At 37.1% G+C, this 18543-nt stretch carries 20 protein-coding genes; 14 read left to right on the forward strand and 6 right to left on the reverse strand.

Translation table 11 applies throughout. The features are described from left to right. The first annotated feature begins 29 nt into the window (after positions 1–29). Positions 30–470, forward strand: coding sequence for a hypothetical protein (locus tag MKX96_RS05505; protein ID WP_340882627.1), 441 nt, complete (start codon positions 30–32; stop codon positions 468–470). Between the two features lie 207 nt (positions 471–677). Here the strand turns inward: MKX96_RS05505 and MKX96_RS05510 are convergent, their stop codons facing one another. Next, positions 678–1454 (reverse strand): enoyl-CoA hydratase-related protein, encoded by a 777-nt coding sequence (locus MKX96_RS05510; protein WP_340882629.1) that lies wholly within the window; start codon positions 1452–1454, stop codon positions 678–680. A 149-nt stretch (positions 1455–1603) separates the two neighbouring features. On the opposite strand from MKX96_RS05510, the gene MKX96_RS05515 reads away from it, so the two are divergent. Further along, positions 1604–2836, forward strand: a complete 1233-nt coding sequence (locus MKX96_RS05515; RefSeq protein WP_340882631.1) for an EAL and HDOD domain-containing protein — start codon at positions 1604–1606, stop codon at positions 2834–2836. Between the two features lie 122 nt (positions 2837–2958). Further along, the gene (locus MKX96_RS05520) at positions 2959–3312 is read left to right on the forward strand and encodes a hypothetical protein (RefSeq protein ID WP_169359731.1); all 354 of its coding nucleotides are present in this window, start codon (positions 2959–2961) and stop codon (positions 3310–3312) included. Here the strand turns inward: MKX96_RS05520 and MKX96_RS05525 are convergent, their stop codons facing one another. Next, positions 3313–3855: a competence protein ComK gene (locus MKX96_RS05525; RefSeq protein WP_169359769.1), complete on the reverse strand. Its 543-nt coding sequence runs from the start codon at positions 3853–3855 to the stop codon at positions 3313–3315. Between the two features lie 180 nt (positions 3856–4035). Here MKX96_RS05525 and MKX96_RS05530 point away from each other — a divergent pair, with 180 nt between their 5' ends. The 4 genes from MKX96_RS05530 (at position 4036) to MKX96_RS05545 (ending at position 10855) form a co-directional block, all read left to right on the forward strand. Further along, positions 4036–4266: an IDEAL domain-containing protein gene (locus MKX96_RS05530; RefSeq protein ID WP_340882634.1), complete on the forward strand. Its 231-nt coding sequence runs from the start codon at positions 4036–4038 to the stop codon at positions 4264–4266. A gap of 507 nt (positions 4267–4773) precedes the next feature. Continuing rightward, positions 4774–6756 carry an excinuclease ABC subunit UvrB gene (gene uvrB, locus MKX96_RS05535; protein WP_340882635.1) on the forward strand — a complete coding sequence of 661 codons (1983 nt, stop codon included), beginning with the start codon at positions 4774–4776 and terminating at the stop codon, positions 6754–6756. Positions 6757–6762: 6 nt separating this feature from the next. After that, a complete protein-coding gene (gene uvrA, locus MKX96_RS05540; RefSeq protein WP_340882637.1) occupies positions 6763–9633 on the forward strand; it encodes an excinuclease ABC subunit UvrA in 2871 nt (956 codons plus the stop codon). 100 nt (positions 9634–9733) lie between these two features. Continuing rightward, the gene (locus MKX96_RS05545) at positions 9734–10855 is read left to right on the forward strand and encodes a DUF4097 family beta strand repeat-containing protein (RefSeq protein ID WP_340882639.1); all 1122 of its coding nucleotides are present in this window, start codon (positions 9734–9736) and stop codon (positions 10853–10855) included. A gap of 64 nt (positions 10856–10919) precedes the next feature. Here the strand turns inward: MKX96_RS05545 and catA are convergent, their stop codons facing one another. The 4 genes from catA to MKX96_RS05565 form a co-directional block, all read right to left on the reverse strand. Beyond that, a complete protein-coding gene (catA, locus tag MKX96_RS05550) occupies positions 10920–11570 on the reverse strand; it encodes a type A chloramphenicol O-acetyltransferase (protein WP_340882640.1) in 651 nt (216 codons plus the stop codon). Between the two features lie 237 nt (positions 11571–11807). Beyond that, positions 11808–12020, reverse strand: a complete 213-nt coding sequence (locus MKX96_RS05555) for a hypothetical protein (RefSeq protein ID WP_340882642.1) — start codon at positions 12018–12020, stop codon at positions 11808–11810. Between the two features lie 111 nt (positions 12021–12131). After that, positions 12132–12500, reverse strand: a complete 369-nt coding sequence (locus tag MKX96_RS05560; protein WP_340882645.1) for a peptidylprolyl isomerase — start codon at positions 12498–12500, stop codon at positions 12132–12134. Positions 12501–12694: 194 nt separating this feature from the next. Beyond that, positions 12695–13258, reverse strand: coding sequence for an N-acetylmuramoyl-L-alanine amidase (locus MKX96_RS05565; protein ID WP_340882648.1), 564 nt, complete (start codon positions 13256–13258; stop codon positions 12695–12697). 117 nt (positions 13259–13375) lie between these two features. Between MKX96_RS05565 and hprK the strand changes: the two genes are divergently transcribed. From hprK to MKX96_RS05600, 7 genes are all read left to right on the forward strand, one after another. Beyond that, complete coding sequence (gene hprK / locus MKX96_RS05570; protein ID WP_169359723.1) at positions 13376–14305, forward strand: HPr(Ser) kinase/phosphatase; 930 nt, start codon at positions 13376–13378, stop codon at positions 14303–14305. A 28-nt stretch (positions 14306–14333) separates the two neighbouring features. Then, on the forward strand, positions 14334–15143 hold the full coding sequence (gene lgt / locus MKX96_RS05575) for a prolipoprotein diacylglyceryl transferase (RefSeq protein WP_340882650.1): 810 nt from the start codon (positions 14334–14336) through the stop codon (positions 15141–15143). 23 nt (positions 15144–15166) lie between these two features. Next, positions 15167–16105 (forward strand): nucleoside recognition domain-containing protein, encoded by a 939-nt coding sequence (locus tag MKX96_RS05580; protein ID WP_340885881.1) that lies wholly within the window; start codon positions 15167–15169, stop codon positions 16103–16105. Next, positions 16102–16758: a pyrophosphatase PpaX gene (ppaX, locus tag MKX96_RS05585; RefSeq protein WP_340882653.1), complete on the forward strand. Its 657-nt coding sequence runs from the start codon at positions 16102–16104 to the stop codon at positions 16756–16758. Before MKX96_RS05580 ends, ppaX begins: the two co-directional genes overlap by 4 nt. After that, a complete protein-coding gene (locus MKX96_RS05590; RefSeq protein WP_340882655.1) occupies positions 16755–17264 on the forward strand; it encodes an acyltransferase in 510 nt (169 codons plus the stop codon). Before ppaX ends, MKX96_RS05590 begins: the two co-directional genes overlap by 4 nt. Positions 17265–17424: 160 nt before the next feature. Next, entirely contained in the window at positions 17425–17847 is a 423-nt protein-coding gene (locus tag MKX96_RS05595; RefSeq protein WP_340882657.1) for a MarR family winged helix-turn-helix transcriptional regulator, read from the forward strand. Between the two features lie 34 nt (positions 17848–17881). Beyond that, a complete protein-coding gene (locus tag MKX96_RS05600; protein ID WP_340882658.1) occupies positions 17882–18508 on the forward strand; it encodes a nitroreductase family protein in 627 nt (208 codons plus the stop codon). The last annotated feature ends 35 nt before the right edge of the window (positions 18509–18543 follow it).

Consider the following 18543-nt stretch of genomic DNA (forward strand, 5'->3'; position numbering starts at 1 on the left):
ACATTAGTAAATGAGGTGGGATTGATTGGATGAAGAATAATTTATTTATCAACATTAATTTGACAGAATGTAATGTTGATTTCCAAAGTTATAATTACTGGTTTTCTTTAATTGATTATTTTATAACATCTGCAAATTTTATAGAATTCCATGTGTGGAATGAAGAAGTTGAAACAATTGAAGAATTAAGTTTGAAAACTAATCTTGAAAAAATTGATTTGCACCCTATGAAAATGGTCTGTTTTCAAGGGGATATAAACAAAAAATTAATTAATTTCATTTTACAAGAGAGTTTAAGTCAGAATGGAGAAATCAAATGGTTTTCACTTTTTTTGAAATATAATGGTAATTGTTTCTTTGAATCATCACATTGGGGCTCTGAAATTAATATAGAAAATCCTACTGAAAAAGAAATTATAATGATTAAAAATTTTATGCCAAAGAATGCAATCTTTCATCATTTCAAGTAAAATTATTTAATGAGCTTTCGGAATAGCGCTCGATTGCGGAATACCACTACAGAGTACGTAAGCCCAAAATAATATCAAAGTAAATGAGCTTGGAGAAAATATCCCAGCTCATTTTCATGTGTATTTTAACTCCACTGTCTGCATTAACATAGCCAAAACTAAAAAGGAGGATGATCGTGAACTATTCACAACATCCTCCTTTTAAAATTATTTCCCTTTAAATACAGGTTTTCTTTTTTCACTAAATGCATTTAATGCTTCTACTCGATCCTCTGTCGGAATCGTAATTTCATACGCCTTACGTTCAATTTGCAAACCAGTTTGCAAGTCCACATTCATCCCTTGTTTGACAGCAAACTTCGCTTGTTGAAGTGCAATCGGTCCGTTCGCTAACATACGTGCTGCGAAGCTTTCCGTTTCTTGTTTTAATGTTTCTCGACTCGCAATTTTAGTTAAAAGTCCATACGTAAAGGCTTCGTGTGCCGTCAATCGTTTAGCAGTTAAGATTAACTCTAAAGCTTTGGATTCCCCAATGAGGCGAGGTAAACGTTGTGTTCCTCCAGCGCCCGGGATAATCGCGAGGCTTGTTTCGGTTAGTCCTAATTGTATATCGTCTGCTGCAATACGGAAATCACATGCAAGCGCTAGCTCGGTCCCACCACCAAATGCATATCCATTTAACATGGCAATCGTTGGCTGAGGTAAGCTTTCGATTAAAGAGAATACTTCACCTATTTTATATATATTACGTTTGACTCTTTGTTCAGTTAACGTTCTGCGTTCTTTCAAATCTGCTCCGACACTAAACGATTTTTCCCCAGATCCAGTAAAGATTACTACTCTAATGTCCGGATTGATACGGATAGATTCTGCAATTTCTCCTAGTTCACATAACATTTCATAGTTGAAAGCGTTCAAAGCTGTAGGTCGGTTTAATGTGACAATTCCAATATTCCCCTGTTGTTCATAAGTAATAGTTTCCATTATATCTCCCCCTAATACGCTAAAGTTCTTCACTATTAACATATCATTTTATGATAATCCTGTCATCAAAGGAAAAAATAGGTCGTTTTTCATCCTTATCTTTGATACAATAGTATCAATTACATTTCTTAAGAACATGAGGAAATTAAATGGAGATTTTTATTGCAAGGCAGCCAATTTTTAATATGAACGAGTCATTATATGGATATGAATTGCTTTATAGGAATAATGAAGACAATTCTTTCCCTGACGTGGATGCGGATATGGCAACAATTGATGTGCTGACACATTCATTTTTGACCATAGGGATAAATGAAATTGCAGGCGATAAGCTATGCTTTATTAATTTCACTGAAAACCTTCTGGATAAGGCGGTACTAAAAAAGTTCCCCTCTAACAGGATAGTGGTAGAGATATTAGAAAATATTACGATAACTCCCCGTCTTATTAAACAAATTAGACAAATAAAAGCAATGGGCTTTCTTCTTGCATTGGATGATTTTGTTTTAAAACAAAATGTTCACTATTACGATGAACTGTTTAGCTTAGTTAGCTTTATTAAGATAGACTTTCTTGCCACTACAGTGGAAGAGAGGAAATCGATAGAGAAAATTGTCCAAACCAACTATCCCAACATTGTACTGCTAGCTGAAAAGGTTGAAACACGAGCAGATTTTTACGAAGCTAAATCTGCCGGCTATAAATTGTTCCAAGGGTACTTCTTTGCTAAGCCTGAAATTATTAAGGCTACAGTTATACCTGCTAACGTAGTGCAATACATTAGACTGATCAATCTTTTACGCAAGGAAGAAGCCTCTATGGATGAAATTGCGTTAGAAATAGAGAGAGACGTTTCCTTGACCTTTAAAGTGTTAAAAATGGTCAATTCTCCAGTTGCTCGACCACGTTCCAAGGTTCGCTCGATTAAACAGGGTGTTTTAATGTTAGGGCTGGAGGAAATCAATCATTGGCTTCATGTCTTGTTACTGCGAGAGGTACATCAAAACTACAAAGGGGATGGACTAGCTATTGTAGAATCATCCTTATTTAGAGCGAAATTTTGTGAGCTACTTGCTAAACAAAAAAACCTGACGAATTCCTCTGAATATTTATTAGTAGGCATGTTCTCTCTAATGGACACCATCTTACATAAGAAGATGGATCAGCTAGTCAAAGAGTTACCTCTTTCTGATGATGTAGCGGCTACTTTGGTTGGGTCCAACACTGAGATGACGCCTTTCTTAGATTTAACTATTGCCTATGATGAGGTACGTTGGAACGATATGCTCGAAGGAGCTAATAATCTAGAAATAGATTTTCCAAGTCTTAATAATTTTTATAAGGAAGCTCGCAAGTGGGCAACTGACATAGTATCACAATGATTTAACTGCCATTCATTAGATTGGCAGTTTTTTGATTGAAGTTCTTTTCTTTCCATTGCATTTTCTTTTAAAAGTTGTAAAATATAAGAACAAATGTTCTTTTAAAAGAAAGGTGAATGAAGATGCCCTTAATACCAGAAGAGGCAATTCCATATTTCGAAAAAATGATTTATCTTCCCATGGTATTTACCATCTTGGAAAAGGATCGAACCATTATTGAAAAAGCCCCATTCAAATTAAACAGACCTTATTTGACTCTCGTAGAAGGAGCAGCGAAGCAAGTTCAAAAAGAGCTAAAAGACACACATGTCTATATGAGAAGGCATAGTATGAAAGTGATTAGAGGAGAAGGAGATGATATGTTCACAGAGTACGTGTTTTTTCACGGAGGGTACGAGGAGCACCGTCGTTATCTGAACGTCCGTCTTCGTAACCGCGTAGAAGAACTGCTTTCTATGTACTTAACCATTACCTAATCAGTTGCGAATGTTTTTACGCATAGATGCTTGTCTAGAGGTGGCATATCCGTTGTTTAAAAGATGGCTCATTCGTTTCAGGAATTGGGTGCTTAATATGTTGGCATACGCCACTTGACGATTCATAGTGTTAGGCGAAACAGGAACATCAATGGTATCCCCATTAGAAAGGACAACGGTAGATCCCTTTTTATTTGGGTAAAAAGTTTCGATGGCCTGATAGGAAAACCATATATTTAAATCTGATTTTGGAGAAAGAACAGGAATCCATATACAAGGGGATCCAAAGTCATGAGCTAGTATGATTGGTAGCTTAAAATAGTTGCCAATCGTTTCACGGGAAAGGTTTACTGCGTGTTGAAAGGAAGAACCGTAGAAGGAGCAGGAATAACGAACGATTTCGTATGGCTTTTTACTTACCATGGAGGTTTCACCAGAAAAATTAGTAACTTTCGTGTAAACTTTGTTATTTACTACAGAAGGTTGAAGTAACGCGGTTTCGAAGGAGATAAGATGGGATTTATTTTCAATTTTATTAGTCAGAAGATTTCACTCCTTAGTATATTATAATTTAAATTATAGTTAATTTTGGAAATAAATCAAGCTAATGTATCTAAAATTCAAAAAATACTTCTATTTACTGTATAATCTAAATTTTCTCAAAATGATTGCAACTAGCCTTAAGCTTTTATATAATATAAAAAAGGCATCGGGGTGATTGAAATGGACAAACAATATTCATATACAGATTTTATGAAAGCAATGGGACAAACAGGGAAAGAAAGCTCTGCAGAAAAGTTGTTAAACGAGATTTATCTTGATATGTTTTTAAATGTTGTCCACCGAGAGCAGAGAAGTTTTCGGCTAATGGGTTTAATTGACGAGGCATTGGATCGCAAGGATAGAGAAGCATTTAACGAGTACACGAACGTGTTACTTCATCTGAAAAATTAAAGTTGCTTATGGGCCGGGAATTCGTGAGGAATTAATAGTTAATATATGTTTAGGATGGGGCTAGGATAATCTAATCTCGTGCCCCCAAAAAGTGAGATTGCGACATGCAATTTCACTTTTTGCATTTAATTTGGGTAAATGTCTTTCTAAAACAATAGTTCGGAGCGAAGGCTACAAACTAAAGGAAGAACAACGGCTATTAAGAAAATATAAAAAGCAGTTCAAATTTTACACTGAGTGAAATTTGAACTGCTTTTAGTTTTGATAAAAAGTCTATTCTTTTCATATTAAAAAACTAACATTCTTATATTTATGCAAGATAAAATGTAGCTTTTTCTGTAAAAGAGGGTAGTAATAGATAGAAAGAGATATTTATCATTAAATCGTTGATATGACAAAGGTTGAACCTACTCTGAAAATTTATTTTAAAAACGTATGTTCGTTTTAATAGTGTTAGAAAAATGATTATGTTAAACTAAATTTAATAAGCACACGGGAGGCATACATATGGAACAAATTTATGATTTACAATCTCCGTATGAGCCAGCAGGGGATCAAATAGAAGCAATAAAAGAGCTAGTAAAAGGAGTAAATGAGGGCAAAAAGCATCAAACATTACTAGGGGCCACAGGTACTGGTAAAACCTTTACTATTTCGAACGTAATCCAACAAATTAATAAGCCAACCCTTGTCATGGCCCATAACAAGACACTCGCAGGACAGCTTTATAGTGAGTTCAAGGAATTCTTTCCTAACAATGCAGTAGAATACTTTGTCAGCTATTATGACTATTTTCAACCAGAGGCATATGTGCCACAAACGGATACTTATATTGAAAAAGATTCTAGTATTAATGAAGAAATTGATAAATTGCGACATTCAGCCACTTCCTCATTATTTGAGCGTAAGGATGTCATTATTATTGCTTCTGTTTCCTGTATTTATGGACTCGGAAATCCAGAAGAATATAAAGAAATGGTCGTGTCACTAAGAGTTGGCATGGAAATCGATCGGAACCAACTGTTAAGAAAATTAGTGGATGTGCAATATGAACGAAACGATATTAATTTTACTCGTGGAACATTTCGAGTCCGTGGAGATGTAGTGGAAATTTTCCCTGCCTCTCGTGATGAGAGATGTCTAAGGGTAGAATTTTTTGGTGATGAAATAGATCGGATTCGAGAAGTGGATGCGTTAACAGGAGAAATATTGGGTGAACGGGATCATGTAGCTATTTTCCCAGCCTCCCACTTCGTAACACGAGAAGAAAAGATGAAAATAGCCATAAATAATATTCGTCAGGAATTAGAGGAGCAGCTTACTATTCTTCGCAGCGAGGATAAATTGTTAGAAGCTCAAAGACTGGAGCAGCGAACGAATTATGATTTAGAAATGATGGAGGAAATGGGCTTCTGTTCGGGCATCGAAAACTATTCACGTCACTTGACGTTAAGAGAAGCTGGAGCAACCCCATACACTTTATTAGACTATTTTCCGAAGGATTTCTTATTGGTAGTAGATGAAAGCCACGTTTCATTACCACAGGTTAGAGGAATGTTTAATGGAGACCAGGCGCGAAAGTCTGTGTTAGTAAATCACGGTTTCCGATTACCTTCTGCATTAGATAACCGACCGCTCACTTTCCAAGAGTTTGAGGGACATATCAATCAGGCCATCTTTGTATCCGCAACTCCGGGACCATACGAATTAGAGCATACACCAGAAATGGTCGAGCAGATTATCCGACCTACGGGATTATTAGATCCTATTATTACAGTGAAGCCGATTGAAGGACAAATAGATGATTTGATTAATGAAATATATGAACGATCTGCTAAGAATGAACGAGTCTTAATAACAACTTTAACAAAGAAAATGTCCGAGGATTTAACTGATTACTTAAAGGAAATTGGTATAAAAGTACAATATCTGCACTCAGAGATAAAAACATTAGAGCGAATTGAGATTATTCGAGAGCTTCGTTTAGGAACGTATGATGTCCTGATAGGTATTAACCTATTGCGAGAAGGATTAGACTTACCAGAGGTTTCACTGGTCGCTATTTTGGATGCGGATAAAGAAGGCTTCCTACGTTCAGAGCGTTCATTAATACAAACTATTGGGCGAGCTGCCCGAAACTCTAACGGTGAAGTTATTATGTATGCCGATAAAATGACAGATTCTATGATAAAGGCCATTAGTGAAACGAAGCGTCGTCGTACCATTCAAATGGAATATAACGAAAAGCATGGCATCACACCTAAAACAATTGAGAAGAAAATTAGAGAAGTAATAAGAGCCTCTCAAGTGGCGGAAGACGAAGAAAGCTATGTACAGCAATTAACTAGCGGAAAAGTCTTAACGAAGGAAGAAAAGGGTAAACTATTAGACAAACTCGAAAAAGAGATGAAAGATGCTGCAAAAGCGCTTAACTTTGAACGAGCTGCAGAATTACGTGACGCAATTCTAGAGCTCAAGCTGGAAGGATGATGATTGGTGAAAAACCAAGAAATTAATATTCAAGGTGCTCGAACAAATAATTTAAAAGATATAAGTATTAAAATACCAAGAGATAAGCTTGTCGTAATGACAGGTTTATCTGGTTCTGGTAAGTCTTCTTTAGCTTTTGATACGATCTATGCGGAAGGGCAAAGACGTTATGTCGAATCCTTGTCGGCCTATGCAAGACAATTTCTAGGCCAAATGGACAAGCCAGATGTGGATTCTATAGAAGGCCTGTCACCTGCTATTTCGATTGACCAAAAGACAACAAGTAAGAACCCAAGATCTACGGTAGCAACAGTTACTGAAATTTACGATTACATGAGATTGCTATACGCTCGGGTTGGTAAACCGATTTGCCCGAAGCATGGAATAGAGATATCCTCACAAACAATTGAGCAAATGGTTGATAGACTCGTTGAATATCCGGAAAGAACAAAAATGCAAATTCTTGCCCCGATTGTTTCAGGACGTAAGGGAACTCATGTGAAATTGCTAGAGGACATGAAAAAGCAAGGATACGTACGTGTTCGCATTAATGGAGATTTAATAGACTTAGATGACGATATAACTTTAGACAAAAATAAGAAGCATAATATTGAAGTAGTAATCGACCGAATTGTTATAAAGGAAGGGATTGCTGCTCGAATAAGTGATTCCTTAGAATCTGCATTAAGACTTGGAGATGGACGAGTTTTAATAGATGTGATGGAGCAAGAGGAACTACTATTTAGCGAGCATCATGCATGTCCCATTTGTGGATTTTCTATTGGCGAGTTAGAGCCAAGAATGTTTTCATTTAACAGCCCTTTTGGTGCATGTAGCGATTGTGATGGACTAGGTGCTAAATTGGAGGTTGACCCAGATTTAGTTGTGCCAGATAAGAGCTTAACTTTAGAAGAAGGTGCAATTGTTGCATGGCAGCCAACAAGTTCTCAATACTATCCTAAGCTACTAGAAGCAGTGTGCAAGCATTACAAAATAAAAATGAATGTACCAGTCGAAAAGTTACCAATTGATCAATGGAACAAAATTATGTACGGTTCGGGTAAGGACAAAATTCGTTTCCGTTACCAAAATGAATACGGCCAAATGCGAGATAATCAAATTCAATTTGAAGGCGTGCTTGCAAACATAGAAAGACGTTATAGAGATACATCTTCCAACTACACACGTGAACAAATGGAAAAGTATATGGCAGAGCATGACTGTCCTACTTGTAAGGGGTATCGTTTAAAAGAAGAAACAATGGCAGTAAAAGTGGATTCTATGCATATCGGTCAAGTATCTGAGTTTTCCATAGAAGAAGCATATAAGTTCTTTAAGGAATTAAAGCTATCAGAGAAGGATATGCAAATAGCTCGACTAGTGCTAAGAGAAATTGATGAACGTCTGAGCTTCCTTGATAATGTAGGGTTAAATTATTTGACGCTTAATCGTGCATCTGGAACTTTATCTGGGGGAGAGGCTCAACGAATTCGATTAGCAACTCAAATAGGATCAAGACTTACTGGTGTACTTTATATTCTGGATGAGCCCTCTATTGGTCTTCACCAAAGGGACAATGATCGCTTAGTTGCAACGCTTAAGGATATGCGAGATATAGGAAATACGTTAATCGTAGTTGAGCACGATGAGGACACGATGATGGCAGCAGACTATTTAATCGATGTGGGACCAGGTGCTGGTGTCCACGGTGGGGAAATTGTTGCAGCTGGAACTCCAGAGGAAGTAATGAAAGATAGTAATTCACTAACTGGACAATACTTGAGTGGTAAAAAGTATATTCCGCTACCTATTGAACGAAGAAAGCCAGATGGACGTTATATCAAGATTAAAGGAGCGACTGAAAATAACCTGAAGAATGTGAGTGTCGATATCCCGTTAGGAGTATTTACAGCGGTCACAGGGGTATCCGGATCAGGAAAAAGTACACTGGTGAATGAGATTCTTTATAAATCATTGGCACACCAAATTAATCGGGCTAGAACGAAGCCGGGTGCACATAAAACAATAGAAGGAATTGAAATGCTTGATAAGGTAATTGAAATCGATCAGTCTCCTATTGGGCGTACTCCTCGTTCGAATCCTGCAACTTATACAGGGGTATTTGACGATATAAGAGATCTTTTTGCCTCGACAAACGAGGCGAAAATTCGAGGATATAAAAAAGGTCGCTTTAGCTTTAATATAAAAGGCGGCCGTTGTGAAGCCTGTCGCGGAGACGGTATTATCAAAATAGAGATGCACTTTTTACCAGATGTCTATGTACCTTGTGAGGTTTGTCATGGAAAACGATACAACCGTGAAACACTTGAAGTATTGTATAAAGGAAAAAGTATTGCAGACATTTTGAAGATGACTGTTGAGGATGCTTTGGCATTCTTTGAAAATCATCCGAAAATAAGTCGCAAGATCCAAACTATCTTTGACGTTGGGCTTGGATATATGGAGCTGGGACAGCCTGCTACAACTCTTTCAGGTGGAGAAGCACAACGAGTAAAGCTGGCATCAGAGCTGCATAAGCGTTCTAACGGTAAGTCATTTTATATTCTAGACGAACCAACTACTGGATTACATGTAGATGATATTGCGAGACTGCTTGGCGTTTTACAACGCTTAGTTGAAAATGGAGACACAGTTTTAGTGATTGAGCATAACCTAGATGTGATTAAGACGGCAGATCACTTAATCGATTTGGGACCTGAGGGTGGAGACAAGGGCGGAACCATTTTAGCGACAGGGACACCCGAGAAAATTGCAGAAGCAAAAGGCTCTTATACTGGAAACTATTTAAAGCCTATTTTAGAGCGAGATCGTAAAAGAATGGAAGAAGGCATTAATAAAGCAACAACAAAAAGCTAAAGCCTAAAAAACGTAAGTGAAACCTTTTGACTCACAGAACGTATAACTAGTAGGAAGATATTTGTAATATACTTTTAAATTTATGAGGAGGCCTTTAACTATGCAAGAAGAACGTAAACGTATTTTGGATATGGTTGAAAACGGCACGATTACTGCACAGGAAGCACTGGCACTTTTAGAAGAGCTAGGTAAGCAAGCAACAATTGTAACTCCCCAAGTAAATACTCAAAAGTTTGAAGAAGAGAAAAAAACAGAGCAAGTCAAACAAGGTAGCGCAGATTTTATCGAGGACTTAAAACGTGATTTTACGATGGTAGGAGATCGTTTCATGCAGTTCATGCAGGGGACTGTAGATAAAATGAAGGATTTCGAGTTTGAAATGAAATTCAATGATCCTGTTACTTTTGAAGAGAAGTTTGTAAAACAAGATGTGCAATTTGACGATATCTCGATTAACCTTACAAATGGTAAAGTGAACATCTTTCCATCGGAGGAGCCATTTGCTCATGCTACGGTGAAAGTCAAATCCTTTAAAAATTCTACAGAGGATGAGGCAAGAAAGAGATTCCAAGAAGAGTTTATATTTACTACTGAAGGAAACAAACTACGCGTATATAGCGATATGAAAACTATTTCCGTACAAGTAGCTTTGTTTGTTCCAGAAAAAGAGTATAACCATATTTCTGCTCGTTTGTTTAACGGTGATTTTGTAGCACAAAATCTAGAGGCTAATACATTCAAGATTAAAACAACAAATGGTAAGGTTGAATTAGAAAACAGTAAGTTCCATCGTGCAGATATAGAAACAGTAAATGGCTCTGTTCAGCTTCAACATGTCGAAGGTGACACAGTAGAAGTAGAAACAATGAATGGTCGCATTTATGTAGATGGTAAACTGAAGGAAATTGAAGGTTCATCCGTTAGTGGACATGTTATTTTAACAACGAAAGACAAAGAAGCTCGTAAAATTGAAGGGACAGCTGTAGCTGGCACGGTAGAAATCTATGTGCCTAAAGATATTTCCTTAAAAGGTGAGACTACTACTCAGCTAGGTCGTATCGATGTACAGCTTACAGATGTAACTCAATTAAACCAGTCAGAGCAAGTGCTCAATAAACGTGTTGCTTTCACAAAGGTTGTTGACTCTGAAAAAGAACCGTTAAGAATATATGGAGACGCTAAAACAGGATCCGTAGTAGTAAGATATACAACAGAAGCATAAAAAAGAAAGACCAAATCGATTAGGATTTGGTCTTTCTTATTGGATTCATTTTTACTATTAATCTTTAAGGCAGCCAATCATGACAATTATTAGCTAATTTCTGTAACTCCTCAAAAAATAGACTTGCGTGGTATCCATCGCAAACTGCATGATGAATTTGTAGGGTAATAGGCAACAATGTTTGATCGTTCTGGTGAAAATATTTTCCACCTGTAATTATAGGTAATAAATAGTCGTTGTCATTATTCATATTAAGGTTAAAACCAGTAAAAGAAACCCATGGAATACTTGATATATTAAAATTGTTTGTTGGTACATTATCTTTTGATTCCAGTTTTTTAACATTCGTATATTGCTGTATATCCTCTTGGCAGCTCTTATAAAAGGCACTAAATTCATTAGAAAACACAGTCCATATGCTTGAGAATGTCTTGCTATCCTGATGGAAAATTGTATAACTTGGAATCATTTCATTCCAGTATCCCAAGATTCCCTCCTCATTAAAGCTAAATCTAAATTCTTTATGCGAATTTACTGTACGGGTGACTATGTAAATAAATGCGGGATATAATTTAAATCCCTTATTCTGAAGCTGTGTTAGTAATGCTGTGATGTTAATATTTGTTGTTATGCTAAAAGTACATTGTTGACTAATAAAATGATCAAAGTATTCTTTTCTCTCCCAATTCTCTCTATCAATTATATTAAATTTCATTTAATTAACCTCCTATACAATGTGTGTTTTTTAGAAGGTTAATTGGTCTGCTTTCGCCAACACCCTCACCTCTTAAAGGAAATTAACTAAAGATATTCTTTCACTAAACTACAGGAAATTAATCCTTTTAGGGTTAAAGTCACGAAGATATGAGACAACTTTCAAAGCACAGATTTTCTACTGGCAAGCTCTATATCAAGGGACATTAGTCCAATAATATCTTTAGGAACCCCAATATTATTTAGAGCTTCTTATAACCTTAAAGGACAGACTCGATAATATAAACGACATAGCTATTAGTACCGGAGTTACAACAAAAATGGTTAATAGATCGGTTTGAACATTCCAGGGCACAAAAGCATTCCAAAATAAGCCCATAAGTCTCCAAAGTGTGGTGAAAATAAATATGGTAAATACAAAATAGATAATCTTTGCTACTACTTGATTCAACTTTTCTAACCCCCCTTTGGTAAGAATGATTACTATAATAGGAATTCAAAATACAGGGATTAATAGCTGAATACCCTAAATGGCATGGAAAAACTAAAATAAATATTCGATTTAGTCAATTGTTACATTATCAAAAGGTATTGATTCACCATTCACTGTTACATCTAACACATCATGCTTCGGGTCTGATGTAAAATAATAGGTATGCTGCTTAACAACATCCCCCAGATTAGTGACATTGAACTGTATAGTGACCATGTTTCCTTGTATATCTAAATCTGACTCAACATTTCCGCTTGAATGAAAAACAATATATTTACCCTCTGCATCATTGGTGATGGATTGAAGGGTTAAGCTGGAGTCCACTTTGTCTTGCACATGATCCGGAACCCTTTCAACTTCACTAAAGCTCAATGTGGATGAACTACAAGCAGCTAAAGTCAAGCTGACTAAAAATCCTAATACAAATAGTTTCTTCAAACCTTTCACTCCCTCTGTCTTTTAATTATATACGACTTAAGTAAATATAGGTTCCATGTATAGATAAATTTTCCATATGATAAATCGATAATCTCTATTGTTAGAAACCACCTAACAATAGAGGGAGAATTTCAAAATATGCATTTCTGATCGGCACTTAGGCTGAACAAAAAAGAGGTATAGGGAGCACCCCCCTATACCTCTTCTAATTGAAACTTTTTAACCCAAAGTTTTATGCCTGTTGCAATTCCACTGGCACATTTTAGACGGTAATCATCCGTTTGCAGTAATCTTGCTTCCTCCTGGTTGGTCATGAACCCACATTCTACTAGAACAGCTGGCATGTTCGTATCCCGTAAAACAGCTAGATCCTTCTTTTTAACCCCACGGTTTTTCCTTTCCGCAGAGGTGCAGATAGATTCTTGAATATGTTTGGCAAGTATGACAGAATCGGCAGAAGGCTTTGTGTAAGTGAAGGTTTCTATACCGCTAGCATCGTTCCAGTTAGAGCCGTATGCATTTGCATGGATAGAGATAAATGCTTGCACTTTTAATTTGTTTGCTAGGGCGGTTCGTTCTCGTAGAGGTACATCTTTTTCGTCAGAGTGACTAAAAATTACTATTATTCCGAAGCGATCTAGCTCCTTCTTTATTAATCTCGTGACTGTGCTGTTAAACTCATATTCCTTCATCTTTCCATCTGGCGTTCTTTTTCCTGCGGTGTTAGGGCCATGACCTGCATCTAAAATAATCTTCATTAAACTTCCTCCTTTTAATTAATAAATAGGTAGAGAAAAGATAAATGGATACTAATTAAATGTTTATTCATGCTAAAATAAGAACTAAGTTTATCAGAGGTTAAAGGAGTGGGAAATGTGTCTCATGTGACGAGTAAAGATATACAAGAGAAATTTAATTTGTCCTTAGTTAGCGGACAAGAGGGTATTGGACGACACATTTCTATCAGTGATATTTCAAGACCTGGTATAGAAATGGCTGGTTACTTTATGCACTATCCTTCCGATCGAATTCAGCTATTGGGGAAAACAGAGGTTTCTTTTTTTGAATTACTAAAGCCGAAAGAGAGAACGGATCGGATGACGAAGCTTTGTGCACAGGACACACCAGTTATTATTGTTGCCCATGGCATGGAAGTTCCTAATGAGTTAATTATAGCATCTAACGAGAAATCAGTCCCTGTTCTCACTACTAGTATGCCGACCACCAGATTCTCTAGCTTGCTGACAAATTATTTGGAGAGTATGCTAGCTCCGACTACTGCCGTCCATGGAGTATTGGTCGATATTTACGGAGTCGGCGTATTAATAACAGGTAAAAGTGGTGTAGGTAAGAGTGAAACAGCACTTGAATTAGTGAAGAGGGGCCACCGGTTAGTCGCAGATGATTGCGTTGAAATTAGGCAAGAGGGCGAGGACACTTTAGTAGGAAGTGCTCCAAAATTAATAGAGCATCTTTTGGAAATTCGTGGATTAGGTATAATAGATATTATGACGTTGTTTGGCGCTAGTGCCATTCGCAGCTATAAGCGAATTACTCTTGTGATTGAGCTAGAAATCTGGGATGAAAAGAAAAGCTATGACAGACTAGGGCTCGAGGAAGAGAAGATGGAGATTATCAATACCGCAGTGACTAAACTCACAGTGCCAGTCCGTCCTGGACGAAACTTAGCAGTTATCATCGAGGTTGCTGCTATGAATCACCGATTGAAAAGAATGGGTGTAAATGCAGCGGAGGATTTTGCAAAGCGGTTAGATGATGTAATAAGCCAAAATGGAGAATTTTAAATGATGTACATAGTGGAAAGGAGCTTTTATGAATATTCTACAAGCAATTGACCCGGTCGCTTTTTCCTTAGGGCCGCTAGAAGTAAGATGGTACGGAATAATTATTGCGTTTGGAATTGTGCTTGCTTTTATAGTCGGGCAGCGAGAAATGGTGAAAAGAGGGTTTCATCCAGATTATTTAACTGATTTACTACTTTGGGCTGTTCCGATTGCTATCATTAGTGCGCGTATTTACTATGTAATTTTTAAATGGGATATATATAGTCAGCACCCGGAGAATATTATTAAAATATGGGAGGGTGGAATAGCGATCCACGGTGCGTTAATCGGATCGTTCTTAACTGCTTACTTCTTTACGAAAAAAAGAAAGAGCTCATTTTGGAAGGTCACGGACATATTAGCTCCAAGTATTTTAATCGGCCAGCTAGTCGGTCGTTGGGGTAACTTTATGAACCAGGAGGCACATGGAGGAGAGGTAACAAGAACCTTCTTAGAAAATTTATTCCTTCCTAATTGGATCATAGAGCAAATGTATATCGACGGAAAATATTATCACCCAACGTTCCTTTATGAGTCCGTTTGGAACCTGATTGGTGTCATTATTCTATTGCTACTTCGTAAGGTGAACCTTCGCCGTGGAGAGATGTTCCTCTTCTATTTAACGTGGTATTCGGTGGGACGTTTCTTTATCGAGGGAATGCGTACGGATAGTCTTTATTTAATAGGAGATTTGCGTACTGCACAAGTAGTATCACTTGTGACGATTGCAGTCGCAATTATTATATTTATTTATAGAAGAAAAATGGTTAAGCCAGTTGTGCGTTATCAAGATAAGTAAGAAAGATGGGATTGGGTATGGAAATGGGAACTCTTAAAAGGGGATTGTCCGCTGGTTTAAAGACAACATGGACGTTAAGCAAGGTTATCTTTCCAATTACATTAATCGTTGTTATTTTGCAATATACACCTGTATTACCGTGGATTATACAATTTATAGAACCATTTATGGGCTTGATTGGCTTGCGAGGGGAAGCGGCTATTCCTCTTGTTTTAGGGAATGCATTAAATTTGTATGCAGGTATAGCAGGAATTTTGTCATTAGAGTTAACTGTAAAAGAAGTATTTATATTAGCAACGATGTTATCGTTCTCCCACAATATTTTCATTGAAACAGGAGTTGCACTAAAGGTTGGAGTGAAGCTGTGGGTCGTATTACTCGTCCGTTTTGGGCTCGCTATCGTTTCTGCCGTTATTATTAACCTAGTGTGGCAAGGCGGAGGCGAAGTGGCTAAGTATGGAGTAGTTAAAGCTACGCAAAGTGTACCAGATGGCTGGCTTGAGATCATATTACTTGGTCTTCAAAAGGCTACCTTTGGTGTGTTGCAGCTTGCGCTGATTGTCATCCCACTAATGGTGATTATTCAATTCTTAAAAGACCGAAACTATTTACAAAAGTTTTCAGAGAAGCTGGCGCCATTCACAAAAGTAATTGGGGTGCAGCCAAATGCATCTATGACTCTAGTTGCTGGTCTTGTTATTGGTTTAGCTTATGGAGCTGGAGTAATGATACAGGCAGTTCAGGAGGACGGCGTTAGTAAGAAGGATGCAACATTAGCCTTTATCTTCCTAGTAGCCTGTCATGCGGTCGTGGAGGATACGTTAATCTTTGTTCCCTTAGGGATTCCAATTTTACCGCTCTTGCTCATTCGATTAATCACGGCTTTTGTCTTGACGATTATTGTCGCTTATATTTGGCGTAAATCAGAACAGAAAAAAACCAAGGAAGTGCTTACGACATGAACGAAGTAACATACAAGGCTTTGCTTTTTGATTTTGATGGCACGTTATTAGATACCAATGAGCTCATTATTGAAAGTTATTTACATATTTTAGGAGATAAATTTCCTGGGAAATATGATCGAGACTCAGTCATTCCTTTCTTAGGACCGTCCCTTCAGGAAACCTGTGAAGCGATCGATCCTACGCAAACTGATTCGCTCATTTTGTCATACAGAGAATGGAACTTGGAGCATCATGACCAAATGGTTGCACCATTCGATGGAGTTGTCGAAACGCTTCATAAATTAAAGAATGACGGCTATAAGCTAGCAATCGTTTCGACTAAAAGAAGAGAAATGATTGCTAGAGGACTTCAGCTAATGGGGTGTCAGTCATTATTTGACACGATTGTTGGATTGGAAGATGTTTCTCGTACAAAGCCAGATCCAGAACCAATATTACTTGCTTTAGAACATTTGAATGTCTCAAAAGAGGATGCCCTTATGATAGGAGATAATTTTCATGATATAGTGGGTGGACAAAATGCTGGAGTGGATACTGCTGGGGTCGCTTGGTCTATAAAAGGTGAGGATTTCTTGTCAACATACAATCCAACGTACATGCTCCATCATATAAATGACTTACTTTCTATTAAAAAAGGACAGCTTCTATGAGGAAAACCGAGAGATTTCCTGTAAAAGGTGCGAATTCCCTTTGGCATGTATACGATACTGTTCCGTTTTGGAAGGTCATTAAAAACTTTATTTTTATTCAAGCTGCGAGATATTCACCTTTCTTAAGCTGGAAAAACTTTTTTTATCGTACCTTTCTACGTATGGAGGTCGGCAAAGAAACCTCCTTTGCTTTAATGGTCATGGTCGACGTGATGTTCCCAGAAAGGATTAAAGTGGGGGACAATACGATTATTGGCTATAACACAACGATTTTAGCACATGAATATTTAATCGATGAATACCGAATTGGTGATGTTATTATCGGAGACCGTGTTTTAATAGGTGCAAATTCTACTATTTTGCCTGGAGTAACAATCGGTAACGATGCCATTATTTCTGCGGCAACATTAGTAAATGCTGACGTACCAGAGGGCTGCTTTGTTGGAGGCAATCCGATGCGCATTATCTATACAAAGGAAGAAATGCTAGAGCGTAACGCAAAATAAGTATGAACTAAAACTGTACGACTATTTGTTAGCTACTAACTAACATGGTCGTCAGTTTTTTTTTGTGCGAATCAAAATACTTGATTAATTATTTTAATAAATTATAATTGACGAATCAACAGTTGACTGGTCAAGAGTTCAGTCTGTTAGGAGTGGAAAGATGGCTAAGTCCTTTAAAGAAATAAAACAAACATTACTTATGCTTAAAAGTCTTGATAGGCGCATAGCTCAAAACTTTGAAAAGAAGACAGGTATTAGCCTAACTAGATATGAAATGCTTAACACCATATTTGAACGCGCACAGCTTTCCCAAATAGAGCTACAGCAAACGTTGAAAATAGATCAAGGTGCGATCACAAGACACTTAAAAATACTAGAAGAGAAAAACTTTGTCGTTCGCAATCGTAATAAGCAAAATAATAGAGAAGTAATAGTACAAATCACGGACACTGGTATAGCTACTTTGGAAGACTGTGATTTAGGTAAAAATGAATTCATAGACGAATTATTTAATGGATTTACCGATCAAGAGATTCAACAGCTTCAGACACTAGTCAAGAAATTGATTGATAACACGAACTAAAAAAATCATTAAAATTTGAAAAGGGGTTTTTTATATGCAAAAAACACATACAACAATCGACCAATTGATCCATGAAAGAAAATCAGTTCGTAAATATAAAGAAAACGTCGTTATTCCACATGAGGATCTACAAACTTTGTTACAAAAAGCAATTACAGCGCCTTCCTCAAGTAATATGCAGCCATGGCGCTTTATAGTTATTGAGGACCAGCAGGTTAAAAAGGAATTGCGACCAATCGCTAATAATCAAGAACAAGTAGAGACATCATCGGCTATTATCGCTGTACTCGGTGACCTAGAAATGTACAAAAATACAGAAAAAATTTATAATACTAATTTTGAAAAGGGCTATATGAGTAGAGAAATAGCTAATTTCATGATAGACAGCTCACTTTCTTTATACGGTAATCTTCCTGAAGAAGTCATGAAAAATATTGTTCATTTCGATGCGGGACTTATATCCATGCAGATCATGCTATTGGCTAAGGACATGGGCTATGACACAGTTCCAATGGGTGGCTTTGACAAAGTGAAATTTGCGGAGAAATTTAATTTACCGCAGAATGAAATCCCTATTTTACTTATTGCTATTGGTGAAGCAGCAGCACCGGCTTATGGATCATCACGTCTTCCTCTTGAACAAATAGTAAGATATATTTAAACAAATAAGGGTGCAGGGGAAAGCCGGCCGCATAA

It is taken from the genome of Psychrobacillus sp. FSL W7-1493, from assembly GCF_038004905.1.
Taxonomy (GTDB): domain Bacteria; phylum Bacillota; class Bacilli; order Bacillales_A; family Planococcaceae; genus Psychrobacillus.

Bases quoted from the DNA above. Each gene is read 5' to 3' on its own strand.
- MKX96_RS05505 (WP_340882627.1), top strand. From the start codon at position 30: ATGAAGAATAATTTATTTATCAACATTAATTTGACAGAATGTAATGTT.
- MKX96_RS05510 (WP_340882629.1), bottom strand. From the start codon at position 1,454: ATGGAAACTATTACTTATGAACAACAGGGGAATATTGGAATTGTCACA.
- MKX96_RS05515 (WP_340882631.1), top strand. From the start codon at position 1,604: ATGGAGATTTTTATTGCAAGGCAGCCAATTTTTAATATGAACGAGTCA.
- MKX96_RS05520 (WP_169359731.1), top strand. From the start codon at position 2,959: ATGCCCTTAATACCAGAAGAGGCAATTCCATATTTCGAAAAAATGATT.
- MKX96_RS05530 (WP_340882634.1), top strand. From the start codon at position 4,036: ATGGACAAACAATATTCATATACAGATTTTATGAAAGCAATGGGACAA.
- uvrB (WP_340882635.1), top strand. From the start codon at position 4,774: ATGGAACAAATTTATGATTTACAATCTCCGTATGAGCCAGCAGGGGAT.
- MKX96_RS05545 (WP_340882639.1), top strand. From the start codon at position 9,734: ATGCAAGAAGAACGTAAACGTATTTTGGATATGGTTGAAAACGGCACG.
- catA (WP_340882640.1), bottom strand. From the start codon at position 11,570: ATGAAATTTAATATAATTGATAGAGAGAATTGGGAGAGAAAAGAATAC.
- MKX96_RS05565 (WP_340882648.1), bottom strand. From the start codon at position 13,258: ATGAAGATTATTTTAGATGCAGGTCATGGCCCTAACACCGCAGGAAAA.
- lgt (WP_340882650.1), top strand. From the start codon at position 14,334: ATGAATATTCTACAAGCAATTGACCCGGTCGCTTTTTCCTTAGGGCCG.
- MKX96_RS05580 (WP_340885881.1), top strand. From the start codon at position 15,167: ATGGGAACTCTTAAAAGGGGATTGTCCGCTGGTTTAAAGACAACATGG.
- ppaX (WP_340882653.1), top strand. From the start codon at position 16,102: ATGAACGAAGTAACATACAAGGCTTTGCTTTTTGATTTTGATGGCACG.
- MKX96_RS05590 (WP_340882655.1), top strand. From the start codon at position 16,755: ATGAGGAAAACCGAGAGATTTCCTGTAAAAGGTGCGAATTCCCTTTGG.
- MKX96_RS05595 (WP_340882657.1), top strand. From the start codon at position 17,425: ATGGCTAAGTCCTTTAAAGAAATAAAACAAACATTACTTATGCTTAAA.
- MKX96_RS05600 (WP_340882658.1), top strand. From the start codon at position 17,882: ATGCAAAAAACACATACAACAATCGACCAATTGATCCATGAAAGAAAA.